We start from the raw sequence: 19,277 nt of genomic DNA, 5'->3' as shown, positions 1-19,277 counted from the left end.
GCTTTCCAGACGACAAACATCCCTTGGCGCGGCTCGGCCAAGCGCGCCGTCCAGCAATAGCGCGGCATGCACGAAGGGCTTCATGGTTTCGTCGTGAAAAAAAGAAAAAGCCCCGGACGACTACAGGAAAATCCTCGAGTCATTCGGAGCTTTCGGACCACCGCCGAGGTGTTTTCAGGAGGCGGGTTTACCGCCGTACCAGCGCGGTGTGTACACCCATTCCCCGCCGCCGGCACGCGCAAAGGTGCAGGTGGTGGACGAGCCGACCAGCACCATGGTGCGCATATCCACTTCGTCCGGGGTGAGCTGGCCCAACGTGGTGACGCGCAGCGTCTGGCCGGGGCGACCGATATCACGGCCCAGTACCACCGGTGTTTCAGGCGTGCGGTGCTGCGCGACGATCTCCAGCGCGCGCCCCAGTTGCCACGGACGCGCACGGGAAATCGGGTTGTAGAACGCCAGCGCCAGGTCGGCCTGGGACGCGAGGTCCAGACGCTTTTCGATGATCGACCAGGGCTTGAGGTTATCCGACAGCGACATCACACAGAAATCATGCCCCAGCGGCGCGCCCGCCTGGGCAGCGGTGGCCAGGGAAGCCGAGACACCAGGCAGGATTTGCAGCTCGACCTGATGCCAGGCGGGGTCGCTGGACTCATGCAACGCCTCGATCACCGCAGCGGCCATGGCGAATACACCGGGGTCGCCGGACGACACCACCACCACCGAGCGCCCTTGGGCGGCCAGCTCGAAGGCGTGACGTGCGCGCTGCATTTCTTCGCGGTTGTCCGTGCAGTGCTGCACCTGGTCGTCACGGAACGGCCCGGCCATGCGCACGTAGGTTTCGTAGCCCAGCACATCGGTGCAGCGCGCCAACTCGGCCTTGACGGCCGGCACCATCAAGTCAGCGGCGCCAGGGCCAAGGCCGATCACGGCGAGACGGCCACGCGGGCGGCCTACCTGTGACACATCCACCGGCTGCTCGGCCACGCTGAGGGTGATGTCCGCGTGCGGCTCAAGCTTGGCAAAGCGCAGCGGCACACCCAACTCCAACGCCGCCTCATGCAACGAGGCTTCGGCCATCTGCGTGTCGCTCGCCAGCAGGCACGCCAACGCTTGCACGGCAACGCCCGCCTCATGCAAGGCCGTGCGCACACGTGCCGCCAGGTGCGCACCCGGCTTGCAGGTGACGCAGACCGTCTTCGGGTAGATCAGCAATTCGTTGGCGGCAGGCGTACGCTCGGCACTGCCCACATGAATCGCCAGGCGTGCCCTCGGGTCCTGCGGCAAATTGGCCTGCTCCAGCCAGGGCGCCGCGCCTTCGATGCGCACGCTTTCACCGGCCAGCAGGTCCGAGACAAAGCGCTTGCCCAGCTCCAGGTCCGCCAACGCATAGCCCGTTGGCGGGTTGAGCAGGCAGGTGCCGAACCGCAATTCGCCGCTGGTGGTGATCGCCGCTGCCACGCCCAATGCGGCGGCAATCTCCCGCGCCATCACATTCACGCCGCCCAGGCCGCCCAGCAGCGGCACCACGGCGCTGCCGTCTTCGGCGACGGCCAGCACGGCCGGCTCCTCGCCTTTTTCGAGCAAGAGTGGCGCGAGGGTGCGGATCACGATGCCGGCGGCGCACAGCGCAATCAGCGGCGTGCCCTGCTGGTAGAGCTGGCGCAGGGTGGCGCCGAATTCGCTGTAGCGTTGGTCTGCACCCTCAACCCGACCGTCCAGGCCATGGATCAGCGCAGCCGGGTAAAGCTGCTGGATCCTGCGCGCGGTCGCCAGGCTGCCCTGGCCCAGAATGACAATCGCCGGGCTCATCAACCTTGCCACCGTTCACCGGGTACGATGATCAACGAGAAATACGGCGACGACATCGGCTCCACCTGATCCAGCGGCACGATTTTCTGATTGGCCATGGTGGCTCGCTCCACATACAGCGCGCGCGCGGCCAGACCGAGTTCTTCCAATACCTGGCGCACCTTGGGAAAGTTGCGCCCCAGCTTCATGATCACCGCCGCATCCGCGTCCGCCAGTCGGCGCTTGAGGTCATCGTGGGGCAACACGCCAGAGAGCACCGACAGGCTCTGATTGCGATACACCAGCGGCGCGCCCAATACCGAAGCACCGCCCAGCATCGAACACACGCCCGGGATGACCTGCGCCTCATAGCGTTCGGCGAGGCGGTCGTGCAGGTACATATAAGAGCCGTAGAAGAACGGGTCGCCTTCGCAGATCACCGCCACATCGCGGCCGGCATCCAGGTGCGCGGCCACAGCGACACTGGCCGTGTCGTAGAAATCGCTGATCACTTGCTCATAGGACAGCGGCGCCGGCAGCGCCTCGGTGGTCACCGGGTACACCAGCGGCATCAGGGTTTGCTGGGGCACCAGGTGGTCTTCGATGATGCCGAAGGCATTGCCCTTCTTGCCCTTGGCCACGAAGTACGCCACCACCGGCGATTCGCGCAGCAGGCGCAGCGCCTTGAGGGTGATCAGTTCCGGGTCACCGGGCCCTACGCCCAGGCCGATCAGACGTCCGCGTGCAGGCATTATTCAACCTCCGTGGCGAGCGCATTGACGGCGGCGGCGGCCATGGCGCTGCCACCCAGGCGGCCCTGCATGATCACGAACGGCACGCCACGGCTATCGGCGGCGAGCATCGCCTTGGATTCGGCGGCACCAACAAAACCCACCGGAAAACCCAGGATCAACGCCGGTTTCGGCGCGCCGGCGTCGAGCATTTCCAACAGGTAGAACAAGGCGGTCGGCGCGTTGCCGATCACCACCACGCTGCCGGCCAAATGCGGGCGCCAGAGTTCCAGGGCAGCGGCGGAGCGTGTGTTGCCAAGCTCGCGCGCCAGCTCTGGCACGCTGTCGTCACGCAGGGTGCAGATCACCTTGTTGTTGGCCGGCAGGCGCGCACGGGTCACGCCTTCGGAGACCATCCGCGCATCGCATAAAATCGGTGCGCCCGCCGCGAGCGCGTCGCGCCCGGCCTTGCCTGCGCCGTCGGAAAATTGCAGGCCGTCGATGGCCTCGACCATGCCGCATGCATGAATCACCCGCACCGCGAGTTTCTCCAGGTCCGCCGGGATACGCGCCAGGTTGGCCTCCGCGCGAATAATGGCGAAGGAGTTGCGATAGATCTCCTGACCGTCGCGGATGTAATCAATCATCGGTGTTGCTCCGTGGGCGAGCGCGCAGCAAGGCGCCCGCCGCGTCAATAGAAAGAGTGCGCGCGTGCAGCCGGCCAAAACCTGGATGAGCAGCGTCGCGAAAATAGAGGTCGTAGTGGCCGGGGCTCACCGCCAGCAAGGTGACCGGCGCGGTGTGTGCGGCGGCGCAGGAGCGCGGGCAGCCGGACAGGTGAACGTCGTGACCCGGTTGCAGGGCGGCCAATTGCACGGCGTCGGCCTTGGTATCCGACAAGCCTTTGCCGCAGCCGCTGGAACCGGTGCAGGCGATCATGCGCGCCAGGGGTTGGTCGGCTGCGCAGAGAAAGCCCAGTTGCGCCAACTGCTCGGTCACCACGCCTGGCTGTGTGAGGTTAGGCAGCAGCACGCCCTGCCAAGGAGTGAACCGCAAGGTGCCGTCGCCATACGCGCAGGTCAGCTGTGCAGCGCCCTTGAGCATCGCCGAATCCAGGCGGCCCAATGGCGCGGCGGCGGTGACATAGAACCGGCCTTGCTGGCGCTGTGGATAACTGCCCGGATGGCCTGAAGCGCCGCTGGCCGGGCGGTTGAAGCCATCCGCAGGCAGTAGCGGCAGGCTCAGGCGGCTCAGTAAGTTATCCACAACCAACTGGCGCATGCGCGTTTGTTCCGGCGTGGCCAGGTCGAGAAAGGCGTCGAGCACGGCCACCACCAGCGCATGGCCCTGGTCCAAGCGCACAGCGGCCAACGGTGCATTCAGGCCAGGACAGCCGGCCAGGCCGAACGCGAGCAGGGTTTCACCCGCCTGTTCGAAGGCCGACAGCCACAGATCGTGATGATGTTCGAGCATCGCCAAGGCCTCGAAGCCATCCAGCTGCACGGCGAATTTGGCCGACAGCTCATGAAAGCGTGGATGGTTTTCCAGGGTGGCGAGGATCTGCCCGGCCAGTGGGCGCGTGTCGAGCAGCATCTGCGGGTCGATGCCGGCGCTGGGGCTGAGCATCAGGTTGCGCACGTCATCACCGCCCGCATTGCTCGGGCCGAGGCCTGCCGCCAGCAACATCGCGATCAAGGCCTCCGGCTCGGCGCCGATCCCGCGAATCTGCAGGTTGGCGCGGTTGGTCGCCTCGATCACCCCGCCCGCGTACGCCTGGGCAGCGTCCGCCACGGCGTTGGCCTGGGCCGCGGTGATCGAGCCACCGGCCAGTTTGATCCGACAAATACCGCCGTCCAGCGCCTGGACGATGCGCAACAACCCCGGACAAGCCGAGGGGCGCAAGGTATTCAGAGCGGGCGTTGGCTTCACGGGGCTTCCGGTTGACGGGTAAAGGCGCGGTATTATGCCTGCTTTGTCCGACGGCATGAAAAGCCTGCCCGTCGGATGTCGTTCAAGGAATTGATATGTCGCCCTGGCTGACGGTAGTAGGCATCGGTGAAGACGGCTTCAAGGGCCTGGGCAGAAACGCCCGGCACGCCTTGTTGCGCGCCACGCGGATTATAGGGGCGCAGCGCCAGTTGGACCTGTTGCCGGTGTGCATTCGCGGTGAGCGCGAGTTGTGGCCGAGCCCGTTCTCCCTGGAACCGGTACTGGCGCGGCGCGGTGAACCGGTGTGCGTATTGGCCAGTGGCGATCCGATGTTCTATGGCGTGGGCGCAAGTCTGGCGCGACAGATTGCGGCGCAAGAGTTGCTGATTGTGCCCGCGCCGTCGTCGGTATCCCTTGCAGCCGCGCGTTTGGGCTGGCCGTTACAGGACGTGGTGACGTTATCCGTGGTGGCGCGGCCCGTCGCGGCAATCAACGCGCATCTGGCCAGCGGTGTGCGCTTGTTAGTGCTGAGTAATGACGGTGGCAGCCCTGCGTTGATCGCGGCTGTGTTGACCGAGGCCGGGTTCGGGCCGAGCCGATTGAGCGTGTTTGAACACTTGGGCGGGGCGAATGAGCGACGTATCGACGGCCTGGCCGAGGATTGGCAGCACCACTCGGCCGCCGATCTGAACCTGGTCGCCATCGAGTGCCTGGCCTCGCCCGACACGCCACGCCTGTCGCGCCTGGCAGGCCTGCCGGATAGCGCCTTTAAGCACGACGGCCAACTGACCAAGCGCGATGTGCGCGCCATGACCCTCGCGCGCCTGGCCCCCATGCCTGGCGAGCTGCTGTGGGATGTGGGCGCGGGCAGCGGTTCCATCGGTATCGAATGGATGCGCACTCATCCCAGTTGCCGCGCACTGGCGATTGAAGCCGACGCAGGCCGCCAAGACTTGATCGAACACAATCGCGACGCCCTCGGCGTGCCCGGCCTGCACCTGGTACGCGGCACCGCCCCGGACGCCCTGCATGGCCTGCCGACACCCGACGCCATCTTCATCGGCGGCGGCGTCACCCGCGACGGCGTGCTCGACAGCTGTTGGCAACAGCTGCGCCCCGGCGGTCGACTCGTCGCCAACGCCGTAACCCTGCAAAGCGAAATGACCCTGATGAACTGGCGCGCCGAGCACGGCGGCGAACTGACGCGCATCCATGTGGCCCAGGCCCAGCCGCTGGGAGAGTTCGATACCTGGCGCCAGGCATTGCCGATCACCTTGCTGGAAGTGGTCAAGCCGCTATGAAACGGATTCTGCTGCTGGGCGGCGTGACCGAAGCGCTGGCCATCGCGCGGACGTTAGGGCCGCAGCATATCTACAGCCTGGCGGGCGTGGGACGTGTGCCGACCGATCTCACCTGCCAGGTACGGGTCGGCGGTTACGGTGGCGCTGAGGGCCTGGCGCAGTTTGTTCGGGATGCGGGGATCAGCCTGATCCTCGACGCGACCCATCCATATGCGGCGCAGATCAGCCAGAACGCGGCGCGGGCGGCGCAGTTGTGCGGTGTGCCCTGCTGGGCGTTGCGCCGACCGGCATGGCAGCCGCAGGCCGGTGACGATTGGCGTGAGATCAGTGATTGGGCCGAGCTGATCGAAGCACTCAAACCGTTCAATCGTCCCCTCTTCACCTTGGGTCGCGAACCGTTGCAGCACCTCGACGAAATCCCCGCCAACCAATTCTGGACGCTGCGCGCGCTGGATGTGTATCCCGGCAATGATCGCTGTGAAGTGATTGGCGCGCGTGGGCCGTTCCTCATCGAAGAAGAACGCGCGTTGTTTGAACGATGCGGGATTGATGTGCTGATCAGCAAGAACAGTGGCAGCACAGCCACCGAGCCGAAGCTGGAAGTGGCGCGGGAACGGGGGGTGCCGGTGTTGGTGTTGAAGCGGCCGGTGTTGGCGGCGGTGGATCGGGAATTCACCACAGTGGCAGCGGCCTTGGAGGCCATTCACGCTCACTGAACAACACCGGTCCAATGTGGGAGGGGGCCCGCCCCCGATTGCGGCGTGTCAGTCAATGTCTTATTGGCTGATCCACTGCATCGGGGGCAAGCCCCCCCCACATTTACGCCGAGTTGTCAGTTGCCTGCCACTATGGCCTGCCCGACACCATCATGAGCTCGTTCGGCTAACAACTGCGCAAGCTCAATCAACTGCGCGACGCCCAGCAATTCCTCTCTTTTCGATCCTTCCAGGTCAAAGGCAATGTCGCAACTCAGCGCATTGGCCGAGGCGAGTGTTTCGCTGAGGTTGACCAGCAGGTCTTCGGTGCTGACTCCATCGGCTACGGTGAACAGCCGGATGGGGGGATTGGGGGTGGGTTTGATCATTGTGAAGCTCCTTAGGAAAGTGGAGCTGCCATTGATCGCCGCGACGCGATGGGGTGGCAGCTGTACGCAGGTTCGCGGACCGGTCCTAAGGAAACCCGGCATACCCGAAGGTATCCCGCGCGCAGCCGCCATAGCGCTGCACAGTAGACGATAAAAAAGCGCCAACTGAAAGCAGACGATGACGCTCAGCGTCCATAGAAATCCGGGCCGCGACGCCCGACCGCTGAGTTTGCAGCGGTGTACGGAGACTAGAGATTGAGTTTCCTACCGGCAACCTCAAAGAGTTGTCGGAGATTTCTGTTTGATCGTTCCCACGCTCCGCGTGGCAACGCATCCCGTGACGCTCCGCGTCACAACCTCTAGAGCAGACGCAGAGCGTCCTGGGCGGCATTCCCACGCAGAGCGTGGGAACGATCGAAACCTCAAAGAGTTGTCGGACGTTTCTGGTCAGGTCTCACTCTTGATCGTTCCCACGCTCCGCGTGGTAACGCACTCCTTGACGCTCCGCGTCACAACTTGAGAAACGGACGCCGGCCGATATTGGCTCAAGTAGACAAAAAACTCCTGTCGCCTGAAGAAACACTCAGCTCGTTGGCAAATTTCATTTGATAAGTCAGGATCGCTCGCTTGCTTGATCAGTAACCTATTTGTTACCTTCAGGACGGCTAATGATTGAGATTGAAGAATACCGACGCGCTAACGAATCCAGTCCGTTCGATGAGTGGTTTTCATCTTTGAGTGTCCCAGCGGCAGCTCGAGTTTCAACCGCTTTGGTTCGACTTGAAACGGGCAACACCAGCAACATCAAGTGGTTCGATGGGCTAGGCGAATACCGCATCGATTGGGGACCAGGCCTGCGAATCTATCTGATACAAGAAGGCCACCGATTAATCATCCTGTTCGGTGGTGGCGACAAGTCCAGTCAAAAACGCGATATCAAAGTCGTAAATTCGCTGATCAATGAGCATCAGCGTGGCAAGAAATTGAAACAAAAGAGGTAACCAACATGGCGCTTACCCGCAGCTACAAACACACCATCGCCGAACGTGCTCAGCGCGACCCTGAATTTGCCCAAGCGCTCCTTGATGAGGCCGCTACGCTGTTTCTCAATGGTGAGCCGGAAATTTCGCGCGTGATTCTACGTGATTTGGTCAACGCCACAGTGGGCTTTGAAGGCCTGGCGAAAGAAACCGCCAAACCGAGTAAAAGCCTGCACCGGATGCTGTCAGCCGGTGGCAATCCTAGTATGGATAACCTCGCGGCGATTTTTGCAGTGATTAGAAAAGCCTTAGGTGTCGATATGCAGGTCCACGGAGTTCCTATTGCATAATTCGCGATACCAAACGTCCAACGTGACTTGATCGTTCCCACGCTCCGCGTGGCAACGCATCCCGTGACGCTCCGCGTCACAATTACTAGAGCAGACGCAGAGCGTCCTGGGCTGCATTCCCACGCAGAGCGTGGGAACAATCGAATCCAAATGTGGGAGGGGGCTTGCCCCGATGGGTACGTGTCAGCCATACATGGGCTGACTGACACTCAGCTATCGGGGTAACCCCCCTCCCACATTGAGCCTGTGTGGCCTTGTTGATCGGCACTCCCTCGATTCCCCGTCTATCCTCAAACCCAGCACTGCGACACCAAACCACACCGCCCCTTTTTACTTATCCCCCCGATCAGGCTAAATACCCGCCTGATCGTTTAACCCTACGGATTATCCGCCATGGCCCGTCAACGCTTTGCAATTGCCTGGATCGCCTGCCTTGCAGTGCTGTTCAATGCGTTTGCCATGCCGCTGGCCGGTGCGATGCAGCAGGCGGATGACCCGGTCAAGCGGTTGATGTGGGGCAGTTTCTGTTCGTCCAACGGCGCCAGTCTGAAGACGCTCGCCCTGGGCACGCTGGAGATTCCGGCGCCGCAGCAGGACGATCATTCCACCATGCAGCATTGCTGGTGTTGCTCAGGTTCGGCATCGTGGGTGGCGTTGCCGGGGCATGTGCCGCAGCTGTATGTCACACGGTTCGAAGCCCTGCGCAGCCTGCCGGCGCCTGCACTGCAAAACCCCACGCCACGCCAGCAATGGCCGAGCCTCAACCCCCGAGCCTCTCCAACGGTCTGATCTTCTTCGCAAGTGAACTGCGTTTAGAACTGTTCTGGAGAACTGCCATGCTCAAATCTTCCCTGCTTCTGGCGGCGTTGCTGCTGCCGGTGTTCAGTGCCGCCAATGCCGAGAACTACAAGGTCGGCGACCTGTTGGTCAGCGATCCCTGGTCCCAGGAATTACCGCCGAATGCGCCCACCGTTGCGGCGTACTTCGTGATTCATAACAGCGGCGCTTCCCCGGATCGCCTGCTCGGTGTCGAAACCAGCGTCGCCGAAAAAGCCGAGTTGCACGAACATGTGATGCAAGGCGACCTGATGAAGATGCGCCAAGTGCCCAGCGTCGCCGTGCCGGCCAAGGGCGAGCTGACCTTCGCGCCGATGGCTTACCACGTCATGCTGCTGGGCCTCAAAGACCGCAGCCTGTTGGCCGACGGCAAGCAGTTCCCGCTGACCCTGACCTTTGAAAAGGCCGGCAAGGTCGACGTGAACGTATCGGTTCAGAAAACGCCGCCTATGGCCGCCCACGCGCACCAGCACGCCCAATAGGCTGACGTCGATGGGCGCCTCTCGCGCCAGGTTGTCTCCACGCCCGCGCTTGATGCGTGGCAGTTGGATCAGCCTGTTCGCCATGCTGATGATCTTTATCGGCCCGCTGATTTCCCAAGCGATGCCGATGGATCATCACGCCGGTATGTCGATGGACATGCCGAGCTGCCATGGCGAGCCCAAGCCCACCAAGGCCCCCGACGAGCACCACGTACTCTGGGAAAAGTGCGGCTATTGCAGCCTGCTCTTCAGTTGCCCGGCCCTGCCCGGCGGCGTGTCCTTCATTGCCCTCGACGCCCCGCCGCCCGCCAACGCCCTTCCCCCCGCCCCGCGCCTGGGCCATGCCCGGCAAAGCATCTTCCCCGGCGCCCGCAGTCGTGCGCCGCCCATCGCCTCGTAAGCCCCACATCGCGCTACTTCACACCGGCCGACTTTAAACAGACAGCCGCAGGCTGCTGGCCGTGTCGTTTACGATTGATTGATGGAATTTTTCATGTCCAGGTTTTCTGCCGACCCCCGTTTGGGGGTTGCCCCTGCTGTTGCCGTACTGTGCGGCGCACTGCTTGCTCCGCAGGCCCACGCGGACGAACACGAACTGAGCCCCACGGTGATCACCGCGATCGCCCCCAGCTCGCCACTCACCGTTGTCACCAACCCGAAAGACCCACGCCAGCCGGTGCCCGCCAGTGATGGAGGCGACTACCTCAAGACCATCCCCGGCTTCGCCCTGGTACGCAACGGCGGCACCAATGGCGACCCGGTGCTGCGCGGCATGTTCGGCTCGCGCCTGAATATCCTCACCAACGGCGGCATGATGCTCGGCGCCTGCCCCGGCCGGATGGATGCGCCCACTTCGTACATCTCGCCGGAAACCTACGACACGCTCACCGTGATCAAGGGTCCGCAAACCGTACTGTGGGGCCCCGGTGCGTCAGCCGGCACCGTGCTGTTCGAGCGTGAACCGGAACACTTCGGCGAGCTGGGCACGCGGCTCAACGCCAGCGTATTGGCCGGTTCCAACGGCCGTTTCGACAAGGTCATCGATGCCGCTGCCGGCGGGCCGCTGGGCTATGTGCGGGTGATCGGCAACCAGGCCCATGCCGACGATTACAAGGACGGCAACAACGACACCGTCGCGTCGCGCTATGACAAATGGAATGGCGATGTCGCCGTCGGCTTCACCCCCGACGCGGATACGCTGCTCGAGCTCACCGCCGGCCGTGGCGATGGCGAGGCACGTTACGCCGGGCGCGGCATGGACGGGTCGCAGTTCCTGCGCGAAAGCCTGGGGTTGCGCTTCGAGAAGTCCAACCTCGGCGAGGTGCTGGATAAGCTTGAGGCCCAGGTCTACTACAACTACGCCGACCACGTGATGGACAACTACAGTCTGCGCGTACCTTCCGGCACCGGCATGATGGCCGGGCCCATGGCCTCCAACGTCGACCGCCGCACCCTCGGCGCAAGGGTCAAGGCCACGTGGCGCTGGGCCGATGTGCAGTTGATCGGCGGCCTGGATGCGCAGACCAACGAACACCGCGCGCGCAGCAGCATGGGCGTCGACACCTACAAGGACCTGCCGCGCGACAAGGACGCCAACTTCCACAACTACGGCGTATTTGGCGAGCTGACCTGGTACGCCGCCGACCGTGACCGCCTGATCACCGGCGCACGCCTGGACCGCGCCTCGGCCAAGGACTTTCGCCAACGCACCGGCTCGGGAATGATGTCGCGCCCCAACCCGACCGCTGGCGACACCCGCGCCGATACCTTGCCGTCCGGCTTTGTGCGCTACGAGCACGACCTGGCGGACACCCCCACCACGCTGTATGCCGGCGTGGGCCACGCCGAACGCTTCCCGGATTACTGGGAGCTGTTTTCCCCCAACACCGGCGCGCTCGGCTCGGCAAATGCCTTCGACGGCGTAAAGCCCGAGAAGACCACCCAGCTGGATTTCGGCGCGCAATACAAAACCGCCGACCTGCAAGCCTGGGCCTCGGCTTACGTCGGCCAGGTGCGCGACTTCATCCTGTTCGACTACCGGCCCGGCATGATGGGCACCACCTCCCAGGCGCGCAATGTCGACGCGCGCATCATGGGCGGTGAACTGGGTGCGGCCTACACACTGACGCAACACTGGAAAGCCGACGCCAGCCTCGCCTACGCCTGGGGCAAGAACAGCAGCGACGGCAAGGCACTGCCACAGATGCCGCCGCTGGATGCGCGCCTGGGCCTGACCTACAGCGAAGATGATTGGAGCGCCGGGGCCTTGTGGCGCGTGGTCGCGGCGCAAAACCGTATCGACCCGAACAAGGGCAATGTGGTCGGCAAGGACTTCGACAAGAGCGGCGGCTTTGGGGTGTTCTCACTGAACGCGGCGTACCGCATCAATAAAAACTTCAAGGTCAGTACCGGTGTCGACAATTTGTTCGGCAAGGCTTATGCCGAGCATTTGAACCTGGCCGGCAACGCCGGGTTCGGTTACCCGGCCAGCGACCCGCAAGCCATCAAGGAGCCGGGGCGCACCCTCTGGACCAAGGTGGATATGAGCTTCTAAAAGCATCGGGGGCAAGTCGAATCGTCGCACCGCCCCTCCCACATTGGATCGGGTTCACAGATTGAGCCTTGTGAACACAGTCAAGTGTGGGAGGGGGCTTGCCCCCGATGGCGGCCGACCAACGACAAAAATTCAAGCTTTTGCGGAGCATCCCTGATGACCACTCAAAAAATCTCCTTCTACAACCTGGCCTGGCGCTGGCACTTCTACGCCGGGCTCTTCGTCGCCCCCTTCATGGTGCTGCTGGCCCTGACCGGCATCATCTACCTGTTCAAACCCCAGCTCGATCCCCTGATGTACGGCGACCTGCTCAAAGTGCCCGCCGCCGCGCAGGCACTCAGCGCCGACGCGCAACTGCAACGGGCCAAGGCCGCTTACCCTCAGGCCGCGATCAGCAAATACCTGCCGCCCGCCGACGCCACCAGCAGCGCGCAGTTCGTGATGCAACACCAAGGCCGCGAAATCACTGTATTCGTCGACCCGTATCGCGGCACCGTCCTCGGTGAGCAGGACGCCAAGAACAACCTGCAAGCCATCGCCCGCGCCCTGCATGGCGAGCTGATGATCGGCACCACGGGTGACCGCCTGATTGAGCTTGCTGCCGGTTGGGGCGTGATGCTGGTGGTGTCCGGCCTGTACCTGTGGTGGCCGCGCGGTCAGTCATCGGCGGGCGTGTTATGGCCACGCCTGGGCAGCCGAGGGCGGTTGTTCTGGCGCGACCTGCACGCCGTAGCCGGTTTCTGGGGCGCGGCATTCCTGCTGGTGATGCTGCTCAGCGGCATGACCTGGACGGGGTTCTGGGGCAAGCAATACGCCGACCTGTGGAACACGTTCCCGGCGGCGATGTGGAACAACGTGCCGCAATCGGACCAGCAGGCGCGCAGCCTCAATACCGCCAGCCAGCAGACCGTGCCTTGGGCGATGGAAAACACGCCGATGCCGATGTCCGGCGATCATGCCGAACACATGAATCACGGCGCCATGCATGCAGGCCCCGCCGCGCCCACCGTCAGCCTGCAACAGGTGGTCGACCTGGCCACGGCGCGCCAGGTCGAGCCCGGCTACAGCATCACCTTTCCCACCACGGCCACGGGCGTGTTCACTGTCGCGGTGTTCGCCGACGACCCACGCAACGACGCCACGCTGCATGTGGACCAGTACACCGGCAAGGTACTCGCTGACGTGCGCTGGGCACATTACAACGGCGTCGCACGCGCCACCGAAACCGGCGTGATGCTGCACGAAGGCAAGATGTTCGGCTGGGTCAACCAGCTGATCGTACTGGTGATCTGCCTGATGATCCTGCTCAGCGCGGTGAGTGGCGTGGTGATCTGGTGGAAGCGTCGGCCGCAGGGCGGGTTGGGTGTGCCGCCTCTGCGTCATGATTTGCCCAGATGGAAAACCGCCATGGCGATCATGCTCGGCCTGGCAATCATTTTCCCGTTGGTGGGCGCTTCGCTGATCGTCGTGTGGGTGCTGGACCGCCTGCTCCTGTCACGGGTCAGCGTCACCGCTTAATAGTGGATTGCGCAACGCCCTGTTTTGAAGCTTGCCGTGCACTGCGCAACGGAATGTGGCGCCATGCTGGTGCGCCACTGTGCCGAGGCGCCTCCCAAACCCGCCTGTAATCCTGTGCCTCGCGTAGCAGGCACAGCCCTTGCAAAGTCGTGTGTATCTGCCCAACAAAAACTATCGGTTTTACGGAGATCGCACCATGAAGCGTCGCAGCTTGATCAAGGCTTTCACTTTGTCGGCATCCATTGCCGCCATGGGCATGACCTGGACCCTCCAGGCCGCCGAGACCATCAAGGTCGGCATCCTGCACTCGTTGTCCGGGACCATGGCGATCTCCGAAACCTCGCTCAAGGACATGGCGCTGATGACCATCGACGAGATCAACGCCAAGGGCGGTGTGAACGGCAAGATGCTCGAGCCGGTGGTGGTCGACCCCGCGTCCAACTGGCCGCTGTTCGCCGAGAAAGGCCGTCAGTTGCTGACCCAGGACAAGGTCGCCGTGGTGTTTGGCTGCTGGACCTCGGTGTCGCGCAAATCGGTCTTGCCGGTGTTCGAAGAGCTCAATGGCCTGCTGTTCTACCCGGTGCAATACGAAGGCGAAGAAATGTCGCCGAACGTGTTCTACACCGGTGCGGCGCCGAACCAGCAGGCGATCCCGGCGGTGGAGTACCTGATGAGCGAAGAAGGCGGCGGCGCCAAGCGCTTCTTCCTGCTGGGCACCGACTATGTGTACCCGCGTACCACTAACAAGATCCTGCGCTCGTTCCTGCATTCCAAAGGCGTGGCGGACAAAGACATCGAAGAGGTCTACACCCCGTTCGGCCACAGCGATTACCAGACCATCGTCGCCAACATCAAGAAGTTCTCCGCCGGCGGCAAGACCGCAGTGATTTCCACCGTGAACGGCGACTCCAACGTGCCGTTCTACAAGGAACTGGCCAACCAGGGCCTGAAGGCGACCGACGTACCGGTGGTGGCGTTCTCCGTGGGTGAAGAAGAGCTGCGCGGCATCGACACCAAGCCACTGGTGGGCAACCTCGCGGCCTGGAACTACTTCCAGTCGGTGGAGAACCCGGTGAACCAGAAGTTCGTGGCCGACTGGAAAGCCTACGCCAAGAAACACAACCTGCCAGGCGCAGACAAGGCCGTGACCAACGACCCGATGGAAGCCACCTACGTCGGCATCCACATGTGGGCGCAGGCGGCGGAAAAGGCCAAGTCCACCGACGTCGACAAAGTGCGTGAAGCCCTGGCCGGCCAGACCTTCGCCGCACCGTCCGGCTTCACCCTGACCATGGACAAGACCAACCACCACTTGCACAAGCCGGTGATGATCGGCGAAATCCAGGCTGACGGGCAGTTCTCGGTGGTGTGGCAGACCAACGAGCCGATCCGTGCACAACCGTGGAGCCCGTATATCCCCGGCAATGACAAAAAGCCGGACTACGCCGTGAAGAGCAACTAAAGCCCCACCACAGGCCAAATGTGGGAGGGGGCTTGCTCCCTCCCACACTGTCCGTGCATGACTAGGACACTTGTTTATGCCCGCTGCCCTCAATCGCTATTTACTCGCCTTGCTGCTGTGGCTGCCTTTGGCCGCACACGCCAGCGACGCCGAAGACTTCATCAACGCCAACCCGGCGCAGCAAGCCAAGCTCCTCCAGAACTGGGCCGCCCAGCCAGACCCGGCGCGCATCGAACTGGTGGACGCCCTGCAACAAGGCCAACTCACCGTCAACGGTGAAACCAAGACCGTACGCCTGAACAACCGCCTGCGCGGCCTGATCGATAATGTACAGGCCAGCCAGCGACTGCTCGCGGCCGATCCCAAGGTACGCCTTGATGCGGCGCGCACCCTGCAAAAAAGCGCGGTGCCGGCCCAGCTTAAATTCCTCGACCAACGGCTCGCCACCGAGCCCGATGAGCAAGTGCACAGCGCCCTCAGCCTGGCCCTGGCCAACCTGCAATTGGTCGACAGCGACCCGGTGGTGCGCCTGGCCGCCGTGCGCTTGCTCGGCAGCACGGGCGATCCGCTGGCCCGCACGCGCCTGGAGACGTTGCTCGCGCCCGGCGTCGAAACCGATGCCACCGTGCATACCGCCGCCGAGACCAGCCTGGCCCAGGTCAAACGCAAATTGATGGTCGGGGAGATCCTCGGCCAAGCCTTCAGCGGCATGTCGCTGGGCTCGATTCTGCTGCTCGCGGCCCTGGGCCTGGCGATCACCTTCGGCCTGCTGGGGGTGATCAATATGGCCCACGGCGAAATGCTGATGCTCGGCGCCTATTCCACCTACGTCGTGCAGTTGCTGATGCAGCGCTACGTGCCCCAGGCCATCGAGTTCTACCCGCTGATCGCGCTGCCGGTGGCGTTTTTTGTCACCGCCGCCATCGGCATGGCGCTGGAGCGTACGGTGATTCGTCACCTGTATGGCCGCCCGCTGGAAACCCTGCTCGCCACCTGGGGCATCAGCCTGATGCTGATCCAACTGGTGCGGTTGGTGTTCGGCGCACAGAACGTCGAAGTGTCCAACCCCGCCTGGCTCTCCGGGGGCATCCAGGTATTGCCCAACCTGGTGCTGCCGTACAACCGCCTGGTGATCATTGCCTTTGCGCTGTTCGTGGTGGTGCTGACCTGGCTGCTGCTGAACAAGACGCGCCTGGGTCTCAACGTGCGCGCCGTCACCCAGAACCGCAACATGGCCGCGTGCTGCGGTGTGCCGACCGGGCGGGTAGACATGCTCGCCTTTGGCTTGGGGTCCGGCATCGCGGGGCTGGGCGGCGTCGCCCTGAGCCAGATCGGCAACGTCGGCCCGGACCTGGGCCAGAGCTACATCATCGACTCGTTCCTGGTGGTGGTGCTTGGCGGTGTCGGCCAGCTTGCCGGCAGCGTCACGGCGGCCTTCGGCCTGGGCATCGCCAACAAGATTCTTGAACCGCAGATCGGCGCCGTGCTCGGCAAGATCCTGATCCTCGCGCTGATCATTCTGTTTATCCAGAAACGCCCGCAAGGACTCTTCGCACTGAAAGGACGGGTGATCGACTGATGAACCAGCCATTGATGCTTACGGCCGCACAGAAAGCCGGCCCCAGGGTGACGATCACCGTCGGCGCGATCCTGCTCGCGGTGCTGCTGGCGCTGCCGTTGCTGTCGCTGTTGCCGGCGGAAAACGCCTTTCATATCTCCGCCTACACCTTGACGCTGGTGGGCAAGATCCTCTGCTATGCCATCGTCGCCCTGGCGCTCGACCTGGTGTGGGGCTACGCCGGGATGTTGTCCCTGGGCCACGGTTTGTTCTTCGCCCTGGGCGGTTATGCGATGGGCATGTACCTGATGCGCCAGGCGTCCGGCGATGCGTTGCCGGCGTTCATGACCTTCTTGTCGTGGACCGAATTGCCCTGGTACTGGGCGGGCACCCAACACTTCTGGTGGGCGCTGTGCCTGGTGGTGCTGGCGCCGGGGTTGCTGGCCCTGGTGTTCGGCTTCTTCGCCTTCCGCTCGCGGATCAAAGGCGTGTATTTCTCGATCATGACCCAGGCCCTGACCTTTGCCGGGATGCTGCTGTTCTTTCGCAACGAGACCGGGTTCGGCGGCAACAACGGCTTTACCAATTTCCGCAGCATCCTGGGCTTCGGCATCACCGAGCCGGGCACGCGGGCGGTGTTGTTCGTGGCCACGGTGCTGCTGCTGGTGACGAGCCTGTACCTCGGTTGGCGCCTGGCCCAGAGCAAGTTCGGCCGGGTGCTCACCGCCTTGCGTGATGCGGAAAACCGTCTGATGTTCTGCGGCTATGACCCGCGCGGCTTCAAGCTGTTCGTGTGGGTATTGAGCGCAGTGTTGTGCGGCTTGGCGGGGGCGTTGTATGTGCCGCAAGTGGGCATCATCAACCCCAGCGAAATGTCGCCGACCAACTCCATCGAAGCCGCCGTGTGGGTGGCGCTCGGCGGGCGTGGCACCTTGATCGGCCCGTTGCTCGGCGCCGGCGTGGTCAATGGCATGAAGAGCTGGTTCACCGTGGCCTTTCCGGAATACTGGCTGTTCTTCCTCGGGGCGTTGTTCATTCTCGTCACCCTGTACCTGCCCAAGGGCGTTATCGGCCTGCTGAAGAAATGAGGAACGTCATGCTTGAACCTATTTTCGACGCGGGCAGCGGCCGCGAGGCCATCGGTATCGGCCAGGCTGCGGGCAAGGGCCTGAACACCCGCCACGGCACCATCCTGACCCTGGAAGACATCAGCGTCAGCTTCGATGGCTTCAAGGCCTTGAACGACCTCAACCTCTACATCGGCGTCGGCGAGCTGCGCTGCATCATCGGCCCCAACGGCGCAGGCAAGACCACGCTGATGGACGTGATCACCGGTAAGACCCGGCCCAGCCACGGCAAGGCCTGGTTCGGCGAAACCCTGGACCTGACCGGCATGAGCGAAGTGCAGATCGCCCAGGCGGGTATCGGCCGCAAGTTCCAGAAACCCACGGTATTCGAAGCCCTCACGGTGTTCGAAAACCTCGAGCTGGCGCAGAAGACCGACAAGTCCGTCTGGGCCAGCCTGCGCGCGCGCTTGAGCGGCGAGCAAAAAGACCGCATCGACGAGGTGCTCGACACCATCCGCCTCACGGCCTCGGCACAGCGCCCGGCCGGGTTGCTGTCCCACGGGCAGAAGCAGTTCCTGGAGATCGGCATGCTGCTGATGCAGGACCCGCAACTGTTGCTGCTGGACGAACCGGTGGCGGGCATGACCGATGCCGAAACCGAATTCACCGCCGAACTGTTCAAGGGCCTGGCGGGCAAGCATTCGTTGATGGTGGTGGAGCATGACATGGGCTTTGTCGGCTCGATCGCCGACCACGTCACCGTGCTGCATCAGGGCAGCGTGCTGGCGGAAGGGTCGCTGGAGCAGGTGCAGGAAAATGAGCGGGTGATCGAGGTCTACCTCGGTCGCTGATCGTTCCCACGCTCCGCGTGGGAATGCCGCCCTGGACGCTCCGCGTCCTTTCAACAGGAGGTTTGAGAATGCTGCAAGTCGACAAGCTGCACCAGTACTACGGCGGTAGCCATATCCTGCGCGGTCTGTCGTTTGACGTGCAGATCGGCGAAGTCACCTGCTTGCTCGGGCGTAATGGCGTGGGCAAGACCACCCTGCTCAAGTGCCTGATGGGCCTGCTGCCGGCCAAGGAAGGCGCGGTGAGCTGGGAGGGCAAGCCGATCACCGGGTTCAAGCCGCATCAGCGCGTACATGCTGGCATTGCCTACGTGCCCCAAGGCCGGGAAATTTTCGGCCGGCTGACGGTGGAAGAAAACCTGCTGATGGGCCTTTCGCGCTTCCCCGGTGCCCAAGCCAAGGAAGTGCCGGCCTTTATCTACGAGCTGTTCCCGGTGTTGCTGCAGATGAAGCACCGGCGCGGCGGCGATTTGTCCGGCGGCCAGCAGCAACAGTTGGCCATCGGCCGCGCCTTGGCGAGTCGCCCGCGGTTGTTGATTCTCGATGAGCCCACCGAAGGCATACAGCCCTCGGTGATCAAGGAAATCGGCGCGGTGATCAAGAAACTCGCGGCACGCGGTGACATGGCGATTCTCTTGGTGGAGCAGTTCTACGACTTCGCCGCTGAACTGGCCGACCAGTACCTGGTGATGTCCCGTGGCGAAATCGTGCAGCAGGGCCGGGGGGAAAATATGCAAAGCGAAGGTGTACGCGGGCTGGTAACCATCTAATCTGTAGCGTCCTAA

General features: G+C 63.3%; 19 protein-coding genes. 14 read left to right on the top strand and 5 right to left on the bottom strand.

Features of this window, described 5'->3' with window-relative positions:
* Nucleotides 1-174 precede the first annotated feature (174 nt).
* From cobJ to cobG, 4 genes are read right to left on the bottom strand one after another with little or no spacing between them, the layout of a single operon-like run.
* A complete protein-coding gene (cobJ, locus tag C4J88_RS03010) occupies nucleotides 175-1,812 on the bottom strand; it encodes a precorrin-3B C(17)-methyltransferase (RefSeq protein WP_124406183.1) in 1,638 nt (545 codons plus the stop codon).
* Complete coding sequence (locus C4J88_RS03005; protein ID WP_124406182.1) at nucleotides 1,812-2,543, bottom strand: precorrin-2 C(20)-methyltransferase; 732 nt, start codon at nucleotides 2,541-2,543, stop codon at nucleotides 1,812-1,814. Before C4J88_RS03005 ends, cobJ begins: the two co-directional genes overlap by 1 nt.
* Complete coding sequence (locus C4J88_RS03000) at nucleotides 2,543-3,169, bottom strand: precorrin-8X methylmutase (RefSeq protein WP_124361086.1); 627 nt, start codon at nucleotides 3,167-3,169, stop codon at nucleotides 2,543-2,545. The genes C4J88_RS03005 and C4J88_RS03000 overlap by 1 nt, the downstream gene beginning before the upstream one ends.
* On the bottom strand, nucleotides 3,162-4,508 hold the full coding sequence (gene cobG / locus C4J88_RS02995; RefSeq protein WP_124406181.1) for a precorrin-3B synthase: 1,347 nt from the start codon (nucleotides 4,506-4,508) through the stop codon (nucleotides 3,162-3,164). Before cobG ends, C4J88_RS03000 begins: the two co-directional genes overlap by 8 nt.
* Nucleotides 4,509-4,546: 38 nt before the next feature.
* On the opposite strand from cobG, the gene cbiE reads away from it, so the two are divergent.
* Both cbiE and C4J88_RS02985 read left to right on the top strand, forming a co-directional pair.
* A complete protein-coding gene (gene cbiE / locus C4J88_RS02990; protein ID WP_124406180.1) occupies nucleotides 4,547-5,752 on the top strand; it encodes a precorrin-6y C5,15-methyltransferase (decarboxylating) subunit CbiE in 1,206 nt (401 codons plus the stop codon).
* A complete protein-coding gene (locus C4J88_RS02985) occupies nucleotides 5,749-6,468 on the top strand; it encodes a cobalt-precorrin-6A reductase (protein ID WP_124406179.1) in 720 nt (239 codons plus the stop codon). Before cbiE ends, C4J88_RS02985 begins: the two co-directional genes overlap by 4 nt.
* A gap of 116 nt (nucleotides 6,469-6,584) precedes the next feature.
* On the opposite strand, the gene C4J88_RS02980 is transcribed toward C4J88_RS02985, so the two are convergent.
* Nucleotides 6,585-6,836 (bottom strand): DUF6124 family protein, encoded by a 252-nt coding sequence (locus tag C4J88_RS02980; RefSeq protein WP_124365673.1) that lies wholly within the window; start codon nucleotides 6,834-6,836, stop codon nucleotides 6,585-6,587.
* Between the two features lie 668 nt (nucleotides 6,837-7,504).
* On the opposite strand from C4J88_RS02980, the gene C4J88_RS02965 reads away from it, so the two are divergent.
* The 12 genes from C4J88_RS02965 to urtE all read left to right on the top strand — a co-directional run bounded on the left by C4J88_RS02965 (nucleotide 7,505) and on the right by urtE (nucleotide 19,262).
* Nucleotides 7,505-7,837: a type II toxin-antitoxin system RelE/ParE family toxin gene (locus C4J88_RS02965; RefSeq protein ID WP_124406178.1), complete on the top strand. Its 333-nt coding sequence runs from the start codon at nucleotides 7,505-7,507 to the stop codon at nucleotides 7,835-7,837.
* A 5-nt stretch (nucleotides 7,838-7,842) separates the two neighbouring features.
* Nucleotides 7,843-8,166, top strand: a complete 324-nt coding sequence (locus C4J88_RS02960) for a DNA-binding protein (RefSeq protein WP_124365671.1) — start codon at nucleotides 7,843-7,845, stop codon at nucleotides 8,164-8,166.
* Between the two features lie 393 nt (nucleotides 8,167-8,559).
* Nucleotides 8,560-8,955, top strand: a complete 396-nt coding sequence (locus C4J88_RS02955) for a DUF2946 domain-containing protein (protein WP_124406177.1) — start codon at nucleotides 8,560-8,562, stop codon at nucleotides 8,953-8,955.
* 47 nt (nucleotides 8,956-9,002) lie between these two features.
* Entirely contained in the window at nucleotides 9,003-9,485 is a 483-nt protein-coding gene (locus tag C4J88_RS02950; RefSeq protein ID WP_124406176.1) for a copper chaperone PCu(A)C, read from the top strand.
* Nucleotides 9,486-9,495: 10 nt separating this feature from the next.
* Nucleotides 9,496-9,885 (top strand): DUF2946 domain-containing protein, encoded by a 390-nt coding sequence (locus C4J88_RS02945; protein WP_124406175.1) that lies wholly within the window; start codon nucleotides 9,496-9,498, stop codon nucleotides 9,883-9,885.
* A 93-nt stretch (nucleotides 9,886-9,978) separates the two neighbouring features.
* Complete coding sequence (locus tag C4J88_RS02940) at nucleotides 9,979-12,039, top strand: TonB-dependent copper receptor (protein WP_124406174.1); 2,061 nt, start codon at nucleotides 9,979-9,981, stop codon at nucleotides 12,037-12,039.
* Between the two features lie 156 nt (nucleotides 12,040-12,195).
* Complete coding sequence (locus tag C4J88_RS02935) at nucleotides 12,196-13,557, top strand: PepSY domain-containing protein (RefSeq protein ID WP_124406173.1); 1,362 nt, start codon at nucleotides 12,196-12,198, stop codon at nucleotides 13,555-13,557.
* Between the two features lie 196 nt (nucleotides 13,558-13,753).
* Entirely contained in the window at nucleotides 13,754-15,019 is a 1,266-nt protein-coding gene (gene urtA / locus C4J88_RS02930; protein ID WP_124365666.1) for an urea ABC transporter substrate-binding protein, read from the top strand.
* Between the two features lie 76 nt (nucleotides 15,020-15,095).
* The gene (urtB, locus tag C4J88_RS02925) at nucleotides 15,096-16,598 is read left to right on the top strand and encodes an urea ABC transporter permease subunit UrtB (RefSeq protein ID WP_124406172.1); all 1,503 of its coding nucleotides are present in this window, start codon (nucleotides 15,096-15,098) and stop codon (nucleotides 16,596-16,598) included.
* On the top strand, nucleotides 16,598-17,665 hold the full coding sequence (gene urtC, locus C4J88_RS02920; protein WP_124406171.1) for an urea ABC transporter permease subunit UrtC: 1,068 nt from the start codon (nucleotides 16,598-16,600) through the stop codon (nucleotides 17,663-17,665). The genes urtB and urtC overlap by 1 nt, the downstream gene beginning before the upstream one ends.
* Entirely contained in the window at nucleotides 17,662-18,495 is an 834-nt protein-coding gene (gene urtD / locus C4J88_RS02915) for an urea ABC transporter ATP-binding protein UrtD (protein WP_164484508.1), read from the top strand. Before urtC ends, urtD begins: the two co-directional genes overlap by 4 nt.
* Nucleotides 18,496-18,563: 68 nt before the next feature.
* Nucleotides 18,564-19,262: an urea ABC transporter ATP-binding subunit UrtE gene (gene urtE / locus C4J88_RS02910; RefSeq protein ID WP_124365663.1), complete on the top strand. Its 699-nt coding sequence runs from the start codon at nucleotides 18,564-18,566 to the stop codon at nucleotides 19,260-19,262.
* Nucleotides 19,263-19,277: the final 15 nt, after the last annotated feature.

Source organism: Pseudomonas sp. R4-39-08, from assembly GCF_003852275.1.
GTDB lineage: Bacteria > Pseudomonadota > Gammaproteobacteria > Pseudomonadales > Pseudomonadaceae > Aquipseudomonas.
The sequence above is the reverse complement of the archived record's forward strand: the minus strand, read 5'-3'. Positions and strand labels throughout refer to the sequence as shown.

Coding starts and splice junctions, on each gene's coding strand:
- cobJ (WP_124406183.1), bottom strand. CDS start 1,812: ATGAGCCCGGCGATTGTCATTCTGGGCCAGGGCAGCCTGGCGACCGCG.
- C4J88_RS03005 (WP_124406182.1), bottom strand. CDS start 2,543: ATGCCTGCACGCGGACGTCTGATCGGCCTGGGCGTAGGGCCCGGTGAC.
- C4J88_RS03000 (WP_124361086.1), bottom strand. CDS start 3,169: ATGATTGATTACATCCGCGACGGTCAGGAGATCTATCGCAACTCCTTC.
- cobG (WP_124406181.1), bottom strand. CDS start 4,508: ATGCCGTCGGACAAAGCAGGCATAATACCGCGCCTTTACCCGTCAACC.
- cbiE (WP_124406180.1), top strand. CDS start 4,547: ATGTCGCCCTGGCTGACGGTAGTAGGCATCGGTGAAGACGGCTTCAAG.
- C4J88_RS02985 (WP_124406179.1), top strand. CDS start 5,749: ATGAAACGGATTCTGCTGCTGGGCGGCGTGACCGAAGCGCTGGCCATC.
- C4J88_RS02980 (WP_124365673.1), bottom strand. CDS start 6,836: ATGATCAAACCCACCCCCAATCCCCCCATCCGGCTGTTCACCGTAGCC.
- C4J88_RS02965 (WP_124406178.1), top strand. CDS start 7,505: ATGATTGAGATTGAAGAATACCGACGCGCTAACGAATCCAGTCCGTTC.
- C4J88_RS02960 (WP_124365671.1), top strand. CDS start 7,843: ATGGCGCTTACCCGCAGCTACAAACACACCATCGCCGAACGTGCTCAG.
- C4J88_RS02955 (WP_124406177.1), top strand. CDS start 8,560: ATGGCCCGTCAACGCTTTGCAATTGCCTGGATCGCCTGCCTTGCAGTG.
- C4J88_RS02950 (WP_124406176.1), top strand. CDS start 9,003: ATGCTCAAATCTTCCCTGCTTCTGGCGGCGTTGCTGCTGCCGGTGTTC.
- C4J88_RS02945 (WP_124406175.1), top strand. CDS start 9,496: ATGGGCGCCTCTCGCGCCAGGTTGTCTCCACGCCCGCGCTTGATGCGT.
- C4J88_RS02940 (WP_124406174.1), top strand. CDS start 9,979: ATGTCCAGGTTTTCTGCCGACCCCCGTTTGGGGGTTGCCCCTGCTGTT.
- C4J88_RS02935 (WP_124406173.1), top strand. CDS start 12,196: ATGACCACTCAAAAAATCTCCTTCTACAACCTGGCCTGGCGCTGGCAC.
- urtA (WP_124365666.1), top strand. CDS start 13,754: ATGAAGCGTCGCAGCTTGATCAAGGCTTTCACTTTGTCGGCATCCATT.
- urtB (WP_124406172.1), top strand. CDS start 15,096: ATGCCCGCTGCCCTCAATCGCTATTTACTCGCCTTGCTGCTGTGGCTG.
- urtC (WP_124406171.1), top strand. CDS start 16,598: ATGAACCAGCCATTGATGCTTACGGCCGCACAGAAAGCCGGCCCCAGG.
- urtD (WP_164484508.1), top strand. CDS start 17,662: ATGAGGAACGTCATGCTTGAACCTATTTTCGACGCGGGCAGCGGCCGC.
- urtE (WP_124365663.1), top strand. CDS start 18,564: ATGCTGCAAGTCGACAAGCTGCACCAGTACTACGGCGGTAGCCATATC.